Source organism: Pseudooceanicola onchidii, from assembly GCF_004959925.1.
GTDB lineage: Bacteria > Pseudomonadota > Alphaproteobacteria > Rhodobacterales > Rhodobacteraceae > Pseudooceanicola > Pseudooceanicola onchidii.
This window is the reverse complement of sequence record NZ_SPUW01000001.1, coordinates 1,312,176-1,327,568: the sequence shown is the minus strand read 5'-3', so window position 1 is coordinate 1,327,568 and position 15,393 is coordinate 1,312,176. Positions and strand designations below refer to the sequence as shown.

The following is a 15,393-nucleotide window of genomic DNA, read 5'->3' as shown; positions in this document are numbered from 1 at the left end:
TCCCGCAGAGGGCGGGAAATGGACCTTATCACCAGACCGCTTTGACCGTGATAACGCGAGGACCACTGCTAGGACAATGCTCATGCGCCTCACCCGTCTTGAAACCTTTTCCACGCCGGACGTCGGGTTCGTCCGCGTGACGGATGACACGGGCGCCCAGGGCTGGGGCCAGGTGTCGACCTATCAGTCCGACATCACCGCGCAGGTGCTGCACCGCCAGATCGCGCCGCATGTGCTGGGCAAGACATTCACCGACGCGGATGACCTGTTCGACCGCGCGCAGGAGAAGGAACACAAGTTCCCCGGCAGCTACATCGCGCGGGCGATTGCCGGCGTCGATACGGCGCTGTGGGATCTGAAGGGCAAGCGCGCGGGCAAGCCAGTGGCGGAACTGCTGGGCGGATCGGCCGGGCCGCTGCGCTGCTATGCGTCGTCGATGAAACGCGACATCACCCCCAAGGACGAAGCACGCCGGTTCCGGCAGTTGCGCGACGCCCATGGGTTCGATGCCTTCAAGTTCCGGATCGGTGCCGAATGCGGGCGCGGGCGCGATGAATGGGAAGGCCGCACCGAAGAGATCATCCCGACCATCGCCCGCACCTTTGAAGGCGAGGACGTGACCCTTCTGGCCGATGCGAATTCCTGCTACGGCCCTGCTGCAGCGATCCACTATGGCCGGATGCTGCAGGACAACGGCATCACGCATTACGAGGAACCCTGCCCCTATTGGGAGCTTGAGCAGACTGCCGAGGTCACCGCCGCGCTCGACATCGACGTGACGGGGGGCGAACAGGACTGCTGGCTTCCGACCTGGCGGCAGATGATCGACATGCGCGCGGTCAACGTCGTGCAACCGGACGTTCTGTATGTCGGCGGGATCGGTCGGATGTTCCGCGTCGCCGAAATGGCCGAAGCGGCCGGGATGGTGGTGACGCCGCATGCCGCGAACCTCGGACTGGTGACGCTGTTCACCATGCACTTCCTGCGGGCGGTGCCAAACGCCGGACCCTATCTTGAGTTCTCGATCGAGGAGGCGGACTATTATCCTTGGCAATACGGACTTTACCGCAATGACCCCTACAAGGTCGTCGACGGCAAGGTTACCGTGACCGAGGAACCGGGCTGGGGTGTGGAGATTTCGGACGAATGGCTGGCAAAATCGGACTACCGCGTGAGCGAAGCCGCCTAGGCGCAGAAACGACAGGCAGGGGCTGGGCATGAAGACAACACCCTACTGGTGGGAAAACGCGCCGCTGACCGTGATCCCCCGGACCGATTTGCCCGCAAAGGCGGATTGCGTCGTGATCGGGTCGGGCTACACCGGCCTGCAGGCCGCGCTGCGCGTGGCGCGGGCCGGTCGCAGCGTCGTCATCCTTGAAAAGGGCCAACCCGGCGAAGGCTGTTCCACCCGTAACGGCGGACAGATCAGTCATTCGATCAAGCCGTCGATCAAGGAACTGACCCGCCGCCACGGGGCCGAGGTCGCGAAGGGCATCGTCGCGGAAGGCTATGCCTCGATGGCCTACCTGAAGGACTTCATCGCCGAGGAAGGGCTCGAGTGCGCCTATCGTGCCTGTGGCCGTTTCGACGGCGCCGCGACCCCGGCCGCCTTCAAGGAGATGCAGGCGCAGGCCGATGGCGATCTCAGAAGGATCATTCCGAAAGATCGCCAGCACGAGGAACTGGGCACCGACAGCTACCATGGCGGCATCCTGCATACGCATTATGCCAGCCTAGACCCGGGGGCCTATCACAAGGCGCTTCTGGCCAAGGTGCGCGACGTCGGGGCCGTGGTGCACCCCGAAACCCCGGCCCTCACGATGGACGACGGCCCCGACGGCGTGCGCATCACCACGCCCCACGGTACGATCACCGCGCGTGACGTGGTGCTGGCGACCAACGGCTATACCCCCGGCGCGGCACCCTGGCACCGTCGGCGGGTCATTCCGATCGGCAGCTACATCATCGCGACCGAGGAACAGGATCCGGCGCTGATCAAACGGCTGTTTCCGACGGACCGGATGGTCTGCGACAGCCGCCGCGTGATCTACTACTACCGGGCGTCACCTGATGGACGCAGGGTCATCTTCGGCGGACGCACGAGCGCGGGCGAAACCGGGGCCAGCCTTGCCGCCGCGCGTCTGCGCACCGAAATGTGCAAGCTTTTTCCGGACCTTGAGGGCGCCGGGATCAGCCACAGCTGGATGGGCTATGTCGCGTTCACCTTCGACAAGCTGGCCCATACCGGCCAGCGCGGCGCCATTCACCATGCCATGGGCTATTGCGGATCGGGCGTCGGTATGGCCTCCTACCTTGGTATGAAGATGGGGCTGCGTGTCCTGGGCGATCCGGCCGGTGAAACGGCCATGTCCGCCCCGGGATTTGCGACCCGCCCATTTTACAAGGGTGACCCCTGGTTCCTGCCCGCCGCCGTGACGGCCTATCGCGTCATGGATCGGATGGGGGTGTAACAAAGGTGTCATGAAGAGTGCTTAACGGTTTGCCAGGATGCGCGAAATGGACCTTTCGGGCCAGACCATTCTGGAGTTCAAATTGATCCAAGTCCGCGCAGACGGACCCTGAATTCAACTTTCCAACGGAGGAAATAACATGAAACCATCGCTTCGCGCCCTGCTTGCCGGGACCGCAATGGCCCTGATCGCAGGCACCGCCAGCGCCGAGACGCTGCGCCTGCTGACCTGGGGCTCCTATGCGCCCGACGAGGTCGTCAAGCTGTTCGAAGAGGAATACCCGGACATCGACGTCGAGGTGACCTTTTCCAACAACGAGGAAATGATCGCCAAGCTGCGCGCCACCGGCGGCACGGGCTTTGACCTGGCGCAGCCCAGCCATGACCGCATCTACGCGGCGCAGCTGGAATACAACATCTACAAGCCCATGGATCTGTCCAAGATCAACATGGACGCGCTGACCCCGAACCTGGTCGAAGGCGTCAAGGCCAACACCACCATCGACGGCGAGGTCTATTCGGTCCCGCACCAGTGGGGCACCTCGGGCATCATGGCCAACATGAAGGAAGCCCCCGACGCCAAGGGCTGGGGTGACCTGTGCAGCGAACAGTACCAGGGCCGCACCTCGATGCGCCTGCGCCGCACGATCCTTCTGGGCACCGCCTTCGGCATGGGCATGGATCCCTTCGCGCTTTACGCCGACCCGGCCGCCTATCAGGACATGCTGGACAAGGTCACCGAGAAGCTGATCGACTGTAAGTCAGTCATCAAGACCTACTGGACCGGCGGTGACGACCTGTCCGCGCTGATGCTGTCGGGCGAAGTCGTGGTCTCCGAGACCTGGGATTCGACCGCGTTCAAGCTGTACGGCGAAAACCCCGACATCGTCTTCGTGCCGCCTGAAACCGGTGCCCTGGCCTGGATCGACACCTTCACCATCCCGCGCGGTGGCGAGGCTGACGATGCCGCCTACAAGTGGATCAACTTCGTCCTGCGTCCGGAGATCACCAAGATGATGTCCGCGTCGACCGGTGCCATTGCCGCCGTGCCGAACGGGATCGACCTGATGCCGGAAGACAAGCGCGCCGCGATCTCGGCCGCGTTCGACCAGTCGGACATCGACAACCTGAAGTTCTTCGCCAACATTCCTCCGGGGATCGAGGACATGGAAGGCCTGGCGCTCGAGCGTATCAAGGCCGCGAACTAAAGGCATCGGGCCGGGGCGCTGTGGCGTCCCGGCCCTTTCTGTATGTGCCGGTCGGGGACCGGGCCTTGGCCCGATGTATGACTCCCTCCGCGCGCCCTGGTCAGGGATCTCTGACCATCTGAACGACATCGACCACCCGTTCCGGCGTCCCCATGGGCCATGCGTGCCCGTCGGTGCCGACGCCGACCCAGGAAAGACCCGCCCATGTATGACCTCAGCTGTGCAGACGTGACCAAGAGCTTCGGCAATTTCACCGCCGTGCGGAACGTCTCGCTCGATATTCCCTCCGGTTCATTCTTCTCCATCCTGGGGCCGTCGGGCTGTGGCAAGACCACGCTGATGCGCATGATCGCGGGGTTCGAAACCCCCACCTCCGGCGACATCCGGATCAAGGGCGACAGCGTGCTGACCCTGCCGCCCAACAAGCGCAACGTGAAGATGGTATTCCAGCACCTGGCGCTGTTTCCGATGATGACCGTCGGCGAAAACATCGCCTACGGGCTGCGCTGCCGTGGCGAGTCCAAGTCCGACATCGGGCCCAAGGTCGCGCGCGTTCTGGACCGCGTCGGCCTGCCGGGATCCGAGGACAAGCAGATCGACCAGCTGTCTGGCGGTCAGAAACAGCGGATCGCGATTGCCCGCTGCATGGTTCTGGAACCGGACGTTCTGCTTCTGGACGAACCGCTTGGTGCGCTGGATCTGAAGCTGCGCGAGCATATGAAAATCGAACTCAAGCAGCTGCAGCACCAGTTCGAGACGACGTTCCTCTACATCACCCACGACCAGTCCGAGGCGTTGGTGATGTCCGACAACGTCGCGGTCATGAACGCCGGACGGTTCGAACAGATAGGAAGCCCCAAGGCTTTGTATGACGATCCGTCCTCGGGCTTCGTGGCCGGTTTCGTCGGTGATTCCAACGTCCTGTCCGGCACCCTGACAGAGGTTCGCGGGGATGAGGCGCAGGTCATGCTGGACGGTGGCGGGCTGATCCTGGGCCGTGTCTGCGATGCCAGCAAAGCCGGCGACAAGGTCGAGGTCTTCCTGCGCCCCGAAAGCCTACGGCTGGGCGCCGGGGCCGAGGGCACGATGATGGCCGGGAAGGTGGAGAGCCTGCTCTTCAACGGCGCGTCCTCACGCGTGCTGATCCGGGTTGATGACCAGCTGATCGAGGTCGCGGACCCCGAACAATCCTCATCCCTGGTCAAGGGCGCCGATGCACAGGTCCGCTGGAGCGCCGACCGCGCCCGCATCTTCGCCCGGAGGTCCGCATGAGCCGTGATGCCTCCCGACTGTCGCTGATCCTGCTGTTCGCACCCTTCGTGCTGTGGATCGGCCTGCTGATCATCCTGCCGCAGGTCGGCATCGGCTATACCTCGCTGCGCGAGAAGATCAGCTGGAACGAATATTCCTTCGGCCTCAAGAACTACGTCGATTTCCTGGGCGAACCGGTCTACCGCAACACGCTTCTGCGCACCGCATGGATGTCCATCCTGGTCACCGCGCTGGCGCTGGTGATGGGGTTTCCGATCGCCTACTACATCGCCAAGATCGCGCGGGAACGCTCGCGCGCCGCGCTCTTCCTGATGTGTCTCATCCCGCTGTGGGTATCGGACCTTGTCCGCGCTTACGGATGGATCGTTCTGCTGCGCGAGACCGGGGTGATTTCCACGGCGCTGGTCAAATGGGGGATCATCAACCAGCCGATCGAGATGCTGTACAACGACATGACCGTCATCATCGGGCTCGTCTACACGGTGATCCTGTTCATGATCGTGCCGCTGGTGTCGACGCTTCAGGGCATGGACGACGCGCTGTTGGAGGCCGGCTACAACCTGGGCGGATCGCGCCTGACCGTGCTGCGCCGGATCATCATCCCCTATGCCATGCCGGGGATCGTGTCGGGCTGCATCATCACCTTCATGTTGACGGCGGGCAGCTACCTGACGCCGATCCTTCTGGGCGGCAAGAACTCCAGCTGGTTCACCGAACAGATCTACAACCAGTTCATCACGCGATATAACTGGGAAAGCGGATCGGCCTTCGGCGTCGCGCTTCTTGTCTTCACCTCCTTCGTGGTCTGGGCCGGGTTGCGCCTGACGGGGCAAAGCCTCGCCACCACCGTGGCAAAGGACTGACGTCATGCAGAAATCCGGTCCTCTTCTTTTCGTCTACCGCGCCTACATGGTGATCTTCTTCATCTTCCTCGTCTCGCCGCTGGTGGCGGCCGGCGTCTTTGCCTTCAACGACTCGATGTTCCCGTCGCTGCCCTGGCAGGGGTTCACGTGGGATTGGTTCTTCTCTCCGGTGGAACCAAAGCTGGGGCTTTTCCACGACGATCGCCTGCTGCAGGGCATGGGCAATTCGCTTTACATCGGGTTGATCGTGGCGACGCTGTCGGTGGCGGCGGGCACCTGCAACGCCTTCCTGTTCGAACGCAAGCAGTTCCCCTTCAAGAACGCGCTCTACGTGCTGATGGTGGTGCCACTGGTGATCCCGGGCGTCATCCTGGGCATCTCGATCCTGGTCTTTGCTTCGATGGTGGCGAACTTTGCCGATGCGCAGTTCGGGCTCTTCCTGACCTGGCTGCGTCCCGGCATCCCGCTGGTGGTCATGGGACAGTTCTCGTTCCTGACCACGATCACCTCACTGGTGATCGCGGCGCGGCTGCAGAAGTTCGACATCTCGCTGGAAGAGGCGGCGCTGAACCTCGGGGCCTCGCGTCTGCGGGTACTGCTGACGGTCACCCTGCCCTTCCTCTTCCCGGCGATGTTCTCGGCCTTCGTGGTGGCCTTCCTCGTCTCGTTCGAGAACTTCAACACCACGCTGATGCTGGTGGGATCGGACGCGCCGCTGACGATCACGATGTACGACCGCATGGTGAAGGTGGGATCGACCCCGGTGCTGAACGCCGTGTCGGTGGTGCTCATGCTGGGATCCGGCCTGCTGGCGCTTCTGTCGGTGGTGGCGCAGAGACCCAAGAAATCGGCCTGAGGGGCGTTGCCCCTCGGCGCTGGCGCGCCTCACCCCAAGGTATTTGGGACCAGAAGAAGCTGGGCGCGCGTCCTGGCTTCTTCTGGTTCAAAATAACTCCGCCGGAGGCTTGCCCCGTAGGGGCAATCAGATCGCGCGCAGCAGGCGCTTGCGGGCCGGGGGGATCGCCTTGATCTCGAGCCCGGTGAAGACGTGCAGCGTGTTCATGTGGCTGTCGACGACCGCGTGGTCGCTGACCCAGCCGCCCATCAGCAGATAGGTCCGCAGAAGCGGCGGCATCCGCAGCATCGCCAGTTTCGCGTCCGGCTTGCGGCGCAGCTTCTGGGCGAAGCGGAAGACCTTGGGTGCCTTGACCTTGGGCAGCCAGCGTTTCGGTGCCAGGTGCCGCGCCTTGAGCATGGCGAAGGCATCGAGGTACTGGTCCGCGTCGGTGCCATGAAAGGACGAACATCCGAACAGCAGTTCGACGGCGTTGTCGTCGACGTATGTGGTCATCGCGCCCCAGGCGACGCGCAGGATATCGGCGTCCTTCACGTCGGGGTCGATGCAGAAGCGGCCCATTTCGACCATGCGGCCCTCGAATCCTTCAAGAGCCGACAGTTCGTAGTACTGGGCGGAATAGCTCTTCGCGATCTCCGCGCCGCCCAGAAGCGGCAGGAACCGGAAGCAGCAGACCAGAGCGCCCGTCTTCTGATCCTCGACCAGCACATGTTCGCACAGGCTGTCGAAATCATCGGCGTCGAGCGCGGCCTCGTCCGTGCCGCGAAAGGCCCGGGTACGCAGGCGCTGCGCGGCGTGGACGTCTTCGGGCGTTTCGGCGAACCGGGCGCGATACCGCCCCTTCCTGAGTGACACCATCCCAAGCACCTCCTCAGCGCCTGTTGCGCCGTTCAAGCTAAGATGCCGATGTCATGCCCGCAAGATGTGTCGTCTTGATGAAGCTTCGTCTCAGCTGCCGAAAGAGGCCGGATCGAACTGGCCGAGGTTGCGCAACAGCTGACGCAGGAAGCCGTTGTTGCCTGCCTGGCTGTCAGTGACGCGGCGGGAGAGAACAACCGTGCGGCCGTCTTCCAGCCCGTAGCGTTCGACATTGGTCACCACGCCCGCTGTGTCGAACGAGATCGCGACGATCTCGCGTTCGACGACGCGCGGTTCGGTCGGGCCGAAGTGGCGGAAGGTCGAGCGGACGTAGTAATAGCCGCTGTCATCCACGATGCCGGATGTCGACGGGGCCCCCAGGACATCGCTGACCGTGTCGCGCGTGTCGACACCGACGGTGATCTGGGTCAGGTCTTCCTCGTCGGGAACGTAGCCGTGGTTGCGGGTGCGTTCGGCGCAGGCTGCAACACCCACGACCAGAAGGCCCAGAAGCGTCATCCGGACCACCCGCGCCATCCGGCGCGCTGCTGCGTCAATCGCTACGGTCATTCCTGCCCCCTCGACGTCACCCCGCGTGGTTCCTCTTGAAAGGAGTTGCTGCGGCTTTTACTCCGCTTACATCAACTTCTTGTCCCGGTTCAAGGAAGGATCAGCACCATGGCGGAAAGCCCGCAGCAACAAACGGTCTTCAGGCTGGCCGATCTGAACGACCGCGAAGGGCGCACGTTCGACCTTCGACCCGAGGATCTGGCAGGCCTGATCGCCCGGCTGGAGCTGCTGGATCTGCGCAAGGTCCGGCTGGACGGCGCGTTGAAACCCGAAGGCCGGCGTGGCTGGCGGCTTGAGGCACGGCTGGGGGCCACGGTGGTGCAGCCCTGTGTCGTGACGCTGGCCCCGGTGACTACGCGGGTCGAGGAAGACGTGGTGCGGCGCTATACGCCGGACTACGACAAGATCTCGGCCACGGATGCGGAAAAGGACGGCGAAGGTGTCCCCATGCCCGAAGACGACACGCTGGAGCCCCTGCCCGCCGCCGTCGACCTGATGGAGGTTCTGGAGGAGGCCCTGGCGCTGTCGCTGCCGATGTATCCGCGTGCGGACGGCGCCGACCTGGGCGAAGCGCAGTTCACCGAAAAGGGCGTCGCGCCGTTGAAGGACGAGGACCTCAAGCCCTTTGCGGGACTGGCGGCCTTGCGTGACAAGATGGGTGCAAAGGACGGCGAAGAGGAGTAAACGTCCCCTCTGCAGGCGGGTCAAAGAATCGCTTGCTATTGCGCGACTTCGGAGTATTTTCGCGCGCTCATCCGATTTCCCTTGAATGCGTGGCGCATGAGCGATTATGAGCCTCGCATCCGACGAAACTCGGCCCCTGACGATGCGGCGGCGCGGCCTCCGCGCCCCGGCCAAGGGCCCCAGATATGAAGGTTGCGACATGGCTGTCCAACAGAACAAAGTCTCGAAGTCCCGGCGCAACAACCGTCGTGCGCACGACGCTCTCGTGGCTGCAAACCCGAACGAATGCCCCTCCTGCGGTGAACTGAAGCGCCCGCATCACGTGTGCCCGTCCTGTGGCCAGTATGCGGATCGTGAAGTTATCGCCATGGCCGACGAAGTCGACCTGGACGAAGACGCAGCTTAAATTCTGCCCTAGGCTGGACTGACCCGCATGAGCGACGGAACAGACCAGACGCCGGCGGGACCTTTGAACGGCGGGGCCGTCCCCGTTGCGGAACCGGGCCGCATCGTCATCTCCGTGGATGCCATGGGGGGCGATCGTGGCCCGGGTGCCGTTGTGGCGGGCATTGCCAAGGCCGCAAAGGCCAATCCCGACATCGCCTTCCTGCTGCATGGCCCGGCCGATCAGCTGACCCGCGCGGTCAGCCGCCGCAAGATGCTGCGCGACCGGTGCGAGATTCGCGACTGCGGCGGCGTGGTCACGATGGAGGACAAGCCGAGCCAGGTGATGCGCCATGGCAAGGGCACCTCGATGTGGTCCTGCCTGGAATCAGTGCGGGACGGCGAGGCCAAGGTGGCCGTGTCCTGCGGCAACACCGGCGCGCTGATGGCGCTGTCGATGGTGCGCCTGCGCAAGATCCCCGGTGTGAACAGGCCCGCGATCGCGGTGCTCTGGCCGTCGCGCAACCCCTCGGGGTTCAACGTGATGCTCGACGTCGGCGCCGATGTGCGCGCGGACGAGGAAGACCTGCTGCAATATGCGCTGATGGGGGCATCCTATGCCCGCAACGGCATGCACATCGACCGGCCACGGATCGGCCTGCTGAACGTCGGCACCGAGGAAAACAAGGGCCGGGCCGAGCTTAAGGCCGCGCATGACCTGATCGAGGCCGAAGCCCCCGGCGGCAAGTTCGATTTCGTCGGCTTCGTCGAGGGGGGCGACATCCCCGGCGACCGCTGCGACGTGATCGTGACCGACGGCTTTACCGGCAACGTCGCGCTGAAGACCGGCGAAGGCACGGCCAAGCTGATCGGCGACCTGCTGAAGGAAGCCTTCAAGTTCTCTCCCCTCTCGCGGATCGCGGCGCTGCTGGCGCTGACCTCGATGCGGCGTCTGCAAAAGCGGATCGATCCGCGGCGCGTCAATGGCGGGGTGTTCCTGGGCCTGAACGGCACGGTGGTGAAATCCCACGGCTCGGCCGATGCGACCGGGGTCGAGGCGGCGGTGAACCTGGCGTTCCAGCTGGCCCGACAGGATCTGACCAGCAAGATCAAGGCGCGGGTTGCATCCGCGGGCGCGGCGGAACAGGATGCGCCGGAAGAAACCAAGGTGGCTGAATGACTGTACGCGCCGTGCCGACCGGAATCGGGCACTACCTGCCTGAACGGGTCGTCGAAAACAGCGAATTCGAAAAGACCCTCGAGACGTCGGACGAATGGATCAAGACCCGCTCGGGGATCGAGCGGCGCCATTTCGCCGCCGAGGGCGAAACGACGAGCCAGATGGCCGTGAAGGCCGCCGAACGCGCGCTCGCCATGGCCGAGCTGAAGCCCGACGACATCGACGCGGTGATCGTCGCGACCTCGACCCCCGACCTGACCTTCCCCTCTGTCGCGACGATGGTTCAGGAAGGCCTGGGGATGACGCGCGGCTTCGGCTACGACGTGCAGGCGGTCTGCGCGGGCTTCATCTTCGCGCTGGCCAATGCCAACGGGATGATCCTGTCGGGCCAGGCCGAGCGGGTGCTGGTCATCGGGGCCGAAACGTTTTCGCGCATCATGGACTGGGACGACCGTGCCACCTGCGTTCTGTTCGGCGACGGTGCCGGCGCGCTGGTGCTTGAGGCGCGGACCGGGTCGGGCAACAGTTCCGACCGGGGGATCCTGTCGGTCGATCTGAATTCAGACGGGCGCTATCGCGACATGCTTTACGTCGACGGCGGCGTGTCGACCTCCGGCACCAGCGGCAAGCTGCGGATGCAGGGCAACCCGCTGTTCCGGCAGGCGGTCGAGAAGCTGGCCGAGACGGCGCATCGTGCGCTCGACAAGGCCAAACTGGCCGCGGACGACGTGGCCTGGATCGTGCCGCACCAGGCCAATATCCGGATTATCCAGGGCACAGCCAAGAAGATGGGCGTGCCGATGGAGAAGGTGATCGTCACCGTCCACAACCACGGCAACACCTCTGCCGCCTCGATCCCGCTGGCCCTGTCGGTCGGCGTGAGCGAAGGCAAGATCAAGACCGGCGACCTTCTGGTGGCCGAGGCGATCGGCGGCGGTCTGGCCTGGGGCGCGGTCGCGCTGCGCTGGTAATCCTGCCGTCGCGTCGCTCCGCGCCGCGTGTCCTCTGCAAGCCGTTGATATTGACTCGGAAATGTCCTCGACGCAGGATGGCCGGAACGCATTGTTAACTAAGCATTGGTTTGCGCACGGCGAGGAGACCGGATCATGAGTGAGAAAACACTAACGCGACTGGACCTGAGCGAGGCGGTGTTCCGCGAAGTCGGGCTGTCGCGAAATGATTCCGCCCAGCTGGTCGAATCGGTTCTCACCCACATGTCCGACGCGCTGGTCGATGGCGAACAGGTCAAGATTTCCTCGTTCGGGACCTTCTCGGTCCGGGACAAGGCCGCCCGGGTCGGGCGCAATCCCAAGACCGGCGAAGAGGTTCCGATCAGCCCGCGCCGCGTGCTGACCTTCCGCCCGTCTCACCTGATGAAAGACCGCGTCGCCGACGGCAACCGCAAGTAAGGGATGCCCCCCGGCATGGCCAAATCCGCCGACGCCTTCCGCACGATCTCTGAGGTTTCAGAGTGGCTTGATACGCCTGCGCATGTCCTGCGATTCTGGGAAAGCAAGTTTTCCCAGGTGAAGCCGGTCAAGCGCGCGGGCGGTCGCCGGTATTACCGCCCCTCGGACATGGAGCTCTTGGGCGGCATCAAGCGGCTGCTGCATGAAGACGGGATGACCATCAAGGGCGCGCAGAAACTGTTGCGCGAAAAGGGCGTGGCCCATGTCGCGGCGCTGTCGCAGCCGCTGGACGACGTCACCGCCGCCGTGCGCGATGCGATGGACAGCAAGGCCCTGAAGGCCAAGCAGGACGCGGCGCGTGCCGAGAAGGCCGACGAGCCCGGCATGATCGGGCATGAACCGGCCGTGACCGTCGAACCGCAGGCCGAGTCGGTCGTCTTCCAGAATCCCGATCCGGTCGACGCAGACCCGGGCGACGCCACAGCGGAGCCTGCGCCGATCGCGACGCCATCCGTCGCAACCGAGACCGTCGAAGCTGACGCGTCGGCCAATGCGCCCGAGGGCGAAACACCTGCCCCGCCGCCCAGTGTCGCCGATGTGAAACCGTTTCGCGCGCCGCCCCCCGCCGGGCCCGTGGCCCGCGCGGCAACGACCCCGCAGGCACAGCCCCACGCGGTTGCGCCCCCGGCCCTTCTGGCCGCGATCTACGCACGCAAGGACGCCCTGCCCGCGCCTGCTGCGGGCCAAGTCACGGCACTGCGCGGCAAGCTGCAGCTGTGGCTGGCAAAAGACCTTAGCTGATTTTGAATTCGGGGCAGATTGCCCCTTGCCCCCCGCGCCAGATGCAGTATTTAGGCCGGACCGTCGGGCTATAGCGCAGCCTGGTAGCGCGTCCGTCTGGGGGACGGAAGGTCGCAGGTTCGAGTCCTGCTAGCCCGACCACTTCAATCCGTACGGTATCATCTGAAACGCCCGGCCATTTGGCTGGGCCTGTGCCGCCTGTACAATCGTCCGCCGGTGGCATCGGTCAGCTGCCTCCGGCGGGAGTATTTCCGGCAAGATGAAGCCTCAGCCCGCCTGCGGGACCGGTTCACCGACCCAGGCCCAGGCGGCCTCTTCCTCGGCCAGGGGGAAGAGGCGGATATCGACCTGCGTGACCAGCCGCGCCATGCCCGCAAAGGGGCGTACCCACTGCTGATCGGTCACGATGGCATAGCGGTGCATGGCGCGGATCGCGTCCCACTTCATGCCCAGAACGGCCTTGTCGACCAGGATCTCGGGATCGAACCCGGCAAACCGCCTGATCCGGGCCAGGGCGTTGAACTTGCGGCCCCTGTCGATGCGGTCGCGGAAGGGTTTGACGACGTCATCCATGTCGTCATCGTCCATGTAGCCGTCGACCTCGAAGGCCAGCACATCGGCAAGGCGACTGTCGATCATGCGAACGCCGGGGGCGTCCCTGCGTTTCTCGGGCAGGTCCCGGGCCCAGGCGGCGGCGTCTTCAGCCTCGTCGGGCAGGAAGGTCCGCATTTCCATCCGCGGGATCACGGGGTTGAGGTAGCGGATCGTGCCCGCCATGAAGCGGTTGCCGGTGATCAGCGCGGCGCGGGGCATCTTCCCCAGGTCATCAAGCAGGCCCAGCTCCTCCATCATGTCTTCCAGCATCGCCCCGGCCGAGATGTCGCCGAAGCCGGTCATGTCGACAAGGATGCCGACGCGATCGGCCGCATCGAGGGCGGGCTTGAAGTCGCGGTAAAAGGCGCGGATCTGGTCCCGGTCGACATCGCCGGTGACGGTGATACGGAACAGCGGGGCCTGGCTGCGGTCAAAGTGGATCATGGTCGTCCTCCTGTACGCAGGGCGGACGAAACGCCGCCCGGTCCCCAATCACATGGGGCGGGCGGCGTGGGTGTGCAATGATCTGGGACAAGGTGCCCCGGTCGCGTGTCAGATAAGTTTGGCGAACATCATCGGCTGCCCGTCCTGGACGGGATGGAACATGATCTGCGCCCGTTTGCCGATCGCCAGATCGTCGTTGTCCTCGGGGCGGAACTGGACATAGACGCGGGGGCCTTCGTCCAGCTCTAGATACGCCAGGGCAAAGGCGCCGCGGGGCGATTTGCGCATGACCGTCCAGGTGTAGATCGTGCCGGTGCCGGGGCTTTCCTCCCATTCCGTATCCGCCTTGTGACACAGCGGGCAGATGGTGCGGGGATAGAAATGCGCCTCACCGCAGGCGGGACAGCGGCGGATCAGGAACCGGCCTTCGGCGGCGGCATCCCAGAAAGGCTGGCTTTCCGGCGTCGGGACGGGGGCGGGGATCTTGTCATAGCTCATGCGATACGCTCCAGTACGGCCGAGGCGGCGCCGTGACGCACGGCCAGCGTGCCGCCGATGCCAGTGACGAAGGCCAGGTCGCAGTTGGGGACCTGCACCGCCGGGTGCGCCTCTCCGCGCAGCTGGCGGACGGCTTCCAACACCTTGGTCAGGCCACCGCGATTGACGGGGTGGTTGTTGCACAGGCCGCCGCCGTCGGTATTGAAGGGCAGCTTGCCCTGCCCCGAGATCAGGTTGCCATCGGCGACAAAGGCCCCGCCCTTGCCCTTTTCGCAGAACCCGCAGTCTTCAAGCTGCATCAGCACGGTGATGGTAAAGCTGTCGTAGATCGAGGCGTACTTGATGTCCGTCGGTTTGACGCCCGCCTCCTCCATCGCCTTGGGGCCGGTGTGGACCGCGCCGGAATAGGTCAGGTCGATCCTGCCGCCGTCCTGGCCCTTGATCGCCTGCGCCGCACCCTGCAGGCGGACGTCGGCCTTGCCGAGGGACCTGGCGATCTCGGGCGTGGTGATGATGAAAGCTCCGCCGCCTTCTGATACGACACAGCAGTCCATGCGGTGCAGCGGGTCGGCGATCATCGGCGAATTCAGCACGTCGTCCACCGTCACCACGTCGCGCAGCATGGCGTGTTCGTTGTGCTGCGCGTGGTGCGAGGCCGCGACCTTGATCCAGGCCAGCTGTTCCGAGGTCGTGCCGTATTCATGCATGTGCCGGTGCGCCGCCATGGCGTAGATGTTGGGCGGAGAGCCCCCATAGGGCGTTTCCCATCCGGCCTCGGCCCCGGCGGGGCGCGGCATTGGCTTGTCGTTCTTCGGCCGACCGGCCAGCGTCACCAGCGCGATCTTGCAGCGCCCCATGGCGATTGCCGTCGCCGCGTCGTTCAGGTGCGCGATGTAGGAGGATCCGCCGATGTCGGTCGCATCGAAATAGGTCAGGTTGCGAAGGCCCATGTAATCGACCATCGACAGGAACCAGCCCGCGTCGCCCGCGCAGAAATAGCCATCCACGTCGTCGAAGGTCAGCCCGGCATCGGCCAGCGCCCCCTGCGCGCATTCGTAATGCAGCTGAGCGGTCGATTTGTCCGGCGCCTTGCGCAGGGGATGTTCATAGATGCCGACGATGCTGGCAACGCCCTTGATGGTCACGGATGGTCCTCCTCTTTGGCGCTATTCTACCGGTCGGTTAGTTCCTGTCCAGACGGGCGGGCGCATATTGCGTGAAATCTTCATGCTTTCGCTGCCGGTGATGCATCTGGCGGCGCTGCCCGCCTTTTCTTTGCCATTCCCGCGCAGTAACGTGACC

Annotated in this window: 17 protein-coding genes and 1 tRNA gene; 13 read left to right on the top strand and 5 right to left on the bottom strand. The window is 64.5% G+C overall.

From position 1 onward, the window contains the following. Positions 1-82 precede the first annotated feature (82 nt). The 6 genes from E4S58_RS06360 to E4S58_RS06335 all read left to right on the top strand — a co-directional run bounded on the left by E4S58_RS06360 (position 83) and on the right by E4S58_RS06335 (position 6,669). Positions 83-1,189, top strand: a complete 1,107-nt coding sequence (locus E4S58_RS06360) for a mandelate racemase/muconate lactonizing enzyme family protein (protein WP_136635487.1) — start codon at positions 83-85, stop codon at positions 1,187-1,189. A gap of 28 nt (positions 1,190-1,217) precedes the next feature. After that, positions 1,218-2,471 (top strand): NAD(P)/FAD-dependent oxidoreductase, encoded by a 1,254-nt coding sequence (locus tag E4S58_RS06355; RefSeq protein ID WP_240789478.1) that lies wholly within the window; start codon positions 1,218-1,220, stop codon positions 2,469-2,471. A 139-nt stretch (positions 2,472-2,610) separates the two neighbouring features. Next, positions 2,611-3,678, top strand: coding sequence for an extracellular solute-binding protein (locus E4S58_RS06350; RefSeq protein WP_136635486.1), 1,068 nt, complete (start codon positions 2,611-2,613; stop codon positions 3,676-3,678). Positions 3,679-3,882: 204 nt separating this feature from the next. After that, positions 3,883-4,950, top strand: a complete 1,068-nt coding sequence (locus E4S58_RS06345; protein WP_136635485.1) for an ABC transporter ATP-binding protein — start codon at positions 3,883-3,885, stop codon at positions 4,948-4,950. Next, complete coding sequence (locus E4S58_RS06340; protein WP_136635484.1) at positions 4,947-5,813, top strand: ABC transporter permease; 867 nt, start codon at positions 4,947-4,949, stop codon at positions 5,811-5,813. The genes E4S58_RS06345 and E4S58_RS06340 overlap by 4 nt, the downstream gene beginning before the upstream one ends. 4 nt (positions 5,814-5,817) lie before the next feature. Further along, entirely contained in the window at positions 5,818-6,669 is an 852-nt protein-coding gene (locus tag E4S58_RS06335) for an ABC transporter permease (RefSeq protein WP_136635483.1), read from the top strand. Positions 6,670-6,795: 126 nt separating this feature from the next. Here E4S58_RS06335 and E4S58_RS06330 read toward each other — a convergent pair whose 3' ends face one another. Then, positions 6,796-7,527 (bottom strand): GNAT family N-acetyltransferase, encoded by a 732-nt coding sequence (locus tag E4S58_RS06330; protein WP_136635482.1) that lies wholly within the window; start codon positions 7,525-7,527, stop codon positions 6,796-6,798. 90 nt (positions 7,528-7,617) lie between these two features. Then, on the bottom strand, positions 7,618-8,097 hold the full coding sequence (locus tag E4S58_RS06325; RefSeq protein WP_240789477.1) for an outer membrane protein assembly factor BamE: 480 nt from the start codon (positions 8,095-8,097) through the stop codon (positions 7,618-7,620). Positions 8,098-8,205: 108 nt separating this feature from the next. Between E4S58_RS06325 and E4S58_RS06320 the strand changes: the two genes are divergently transcribed. From E4S58_RS06320 to E4S58_RS06290, 7 genes are all read left to right on the top strand, one after another. Next, entirely contained in the window at positions 8,206-8,781 is a 576-nt protein-coding gene (locus tag E4S58_RS06320; RefSeq protein ID WP_136635481.1) for a YceD family protein, read from the top strand. 199 nt (positions 8,782-8,980) lie between these two features. Beyond that, complete coding sequence (rpmF, locus tag E4S58_RS06315) at positions 8,981-9,187, top strand: 50S ribosomal protein L32 (RefSeq protein ID WP_136635480.1); 207 nt, start codon at positions 8,981-8,983, stop codon at positions 9,185-9,187. A 27-nt stretch (positions 9,188-9,214) separates the two neighbouring features. Further along, positions 9,215-10,345, top strand: a complete 1,131-nt coding sequence (gene plsX, locus E4S58_RS06310) for a phosphate acyltransferase PlsX (RefSeq protein ID WP_136635479.1) — start codon at positions 9,215-9,217, stop codon at positions 10,343-10,345. Continuing rightward, a complete protein-coding gene (locus tag E4S58_RS06305; protein WP_136635478.1) occupies positions 10,342-11,316 on the top strand; it encodes a beta-ketoacyl-ACP synthase III in 975 nt (324 codons plus the stop codon). Before plsX ends, E4S58_RS06305 begins: the two co-directional genes overlap by 4 nt. Before the next feature lie 135 nt (positions 11,317-11,451). Beyond that, positions 11,452-11,754 (top strand): integration host factor subunit alpha, encoded by a 303-nt coding sequence (gene ihfA, locus E4S58_RS06300; RefSeq protein ID WP_136635477.1) that lies wholly within the window; start codon positions 11,452-11,454, stop codon positions 11,752-11,754. A 15-nt stretch (positions 11,755-11,769) separates the two neighbouring features. Next, complete coding sequence (locus E4S58_RS18020) at positions 11,770-12,555, top strand: MerR family transcriptional regulator (protein ID WP_240789476.1); 786 nt, start codon at positions 11,770-11,772, stop codon at positions 12,553-12,555. A gap of 64 nt (positions 12,556-12,619) precedes the next feature. Next, positions 12,620-12,696: transfer RNA gene (locus E4S58_RS06290), tRNA-Pro, on the top strand. 126 nt (positions 12,697-12,822) lie between these two features. Here E4S58_RS06290 and E4S58_RS06285 read toward each other — a convergent pair. From E4S58_RS06285 to E4S58_RS06275, 3 genes are all read right to left on the bottom strand, one after another. Continuing rightward, entirely contained in the window at positions 12,823-13,593 is a 771-nt protein-coding gene (locus tag E4S58_RS06285) for a SpoIIAA family protein (RefSeq protein WP_136635476.1), read from the bottom strand. A gap of 108 nt (positions 13,594-13,701) precedes the next feature. Next, entirely contained in the window at positions 13,702-14,091 is a 390-nt protein-coding gene (locus E4S58_RS06280) for a Zn-ribbon domain-containing OB-fold protein (protein WP_136635475.1), read from the bottom strand. Next, on the bottom strand, positions 14,088-15,236 hold the full coding sequence (locus tag E4S58_RS06275; RefSeq protein ID WP_136635474.1) for a thiolase domain-containing protein: 1,149 nt from the start codon (positions 15,234-15,236) through the stop codon (positions 14,088-14,090). Before E4S58_RS06275 ends, E4S58_RS06280 begins: the two co-directional genes overlap by 4 nt. Between the last annotated feature and the right edge of the window lie 157 nt (positions 15,237-15,393).

Coding starts and splice junctions, on each gene's coding strand:
- E4S58_RS06360 (WP_136635487.1), top strand. CDS start 83: ATGCGCCTCACCCGTCTTGAAACCTTTTCCACGCCGGACGTCGGGTTC.
- E4S58_RS06355 (WP_240789478.1), top strand. CDS start 1,218: ATGAAGACAACACCCTACTGGTGGGAAAACGCGCCGCTGACCGTGATC.
- E4S58_RS06350 (WP_136635486.1), top strand. CDS start 2,611: ATGAAACCATCGCTTCGCGCCCTGCTTGCCGGGACCGCAATGGCCCTG.
- E4S58_RS06345 (WP_136635485.1), top strand. CDS start 3,883: ATGTATGACCTCAGCTGTGCAGACGTGACCAAGAGCTTCGGCAATTTC.
- E4S58_RS06340 (WP_136635484.1), top strand. CDS start 4,947: ATGAGCCGTGATGCCTCCCGACTGTCGCTGATCCTGCTGTTCGCACCC.
- E4S58_RS06335 (WP_136635483.1), top strand. CDS start 5,818: ATGCAGAAATCCGGTCCTCTTCTTTTCGTCTACCGCGCCTACATGGTG.
- E4S58_RS06330 (WP_136635482.1), bottom strand. CDS start 7,527: ATGGTGTCACTCAGGAAGGGGCGGTATCGCGCCCGGTTCGCCGAAACG.
- E4S58_RS06325 (WP_240789477.1), bottom strand. CDS start 8,097: ATGACCGTAGCGATTGACGCAGCAGCGCGCCGGATGGCGCGGGTGGTC.
- E4S58_RS06320 (WP_136635481.1), top strand. CDS start 8,206: ATGGCGGAAAGCCCGCAGCAACAAACGGTCTTCAGGCTGGCCGATCTG.
- rpmF (WP_136635480.1), top strand. CDS start 8,981: ATGGCTGTCCAACAGAACAAAGTCTCGAAGTCCCGGCGCAACAACCGT.
- plsX (WP_136635479.1), top strand. CDS start 9,215: ATGAGCGACGGAACAGACCAGACGCCGGCGGGACCTTTGAACGGCGGG.
- E4S58_RS06305 (WP_136635478.1), top strand. CDS start 10,342: ATGACTGTACGCGCCGTGCCGACCGGAATCGGGCACTACCTGCCTGAA.
- ihfA (WP_136635477.1), top strand. CDS start 11,452: ATGAGTGAGAAAACACTAACGCGACTGGACCTGAGCGAGGCGGTGTTC.
- E4S58_RS18020 (WP_240789476.1), top strand. CDS start 11,770: ATGGCCAAATCCGCCGACGCCTTCCGCACGATCTCTGAGGTTTCAGAG.
- E4S58_RS06285 (WP_136635476.1), bottom strand. CDS start 13,593: ATGATCCACTTTGACCGCAGCCAGGCCCCGCTGTTCCGTATCACCGTC.
- E4S58_RS06280 (WP_136635475.1), bottom strand. CDS start 14,091: ATGAGCTATGACAAGATCCCCGCCCCCGTCCCGACGCCGGAAAGCCAG.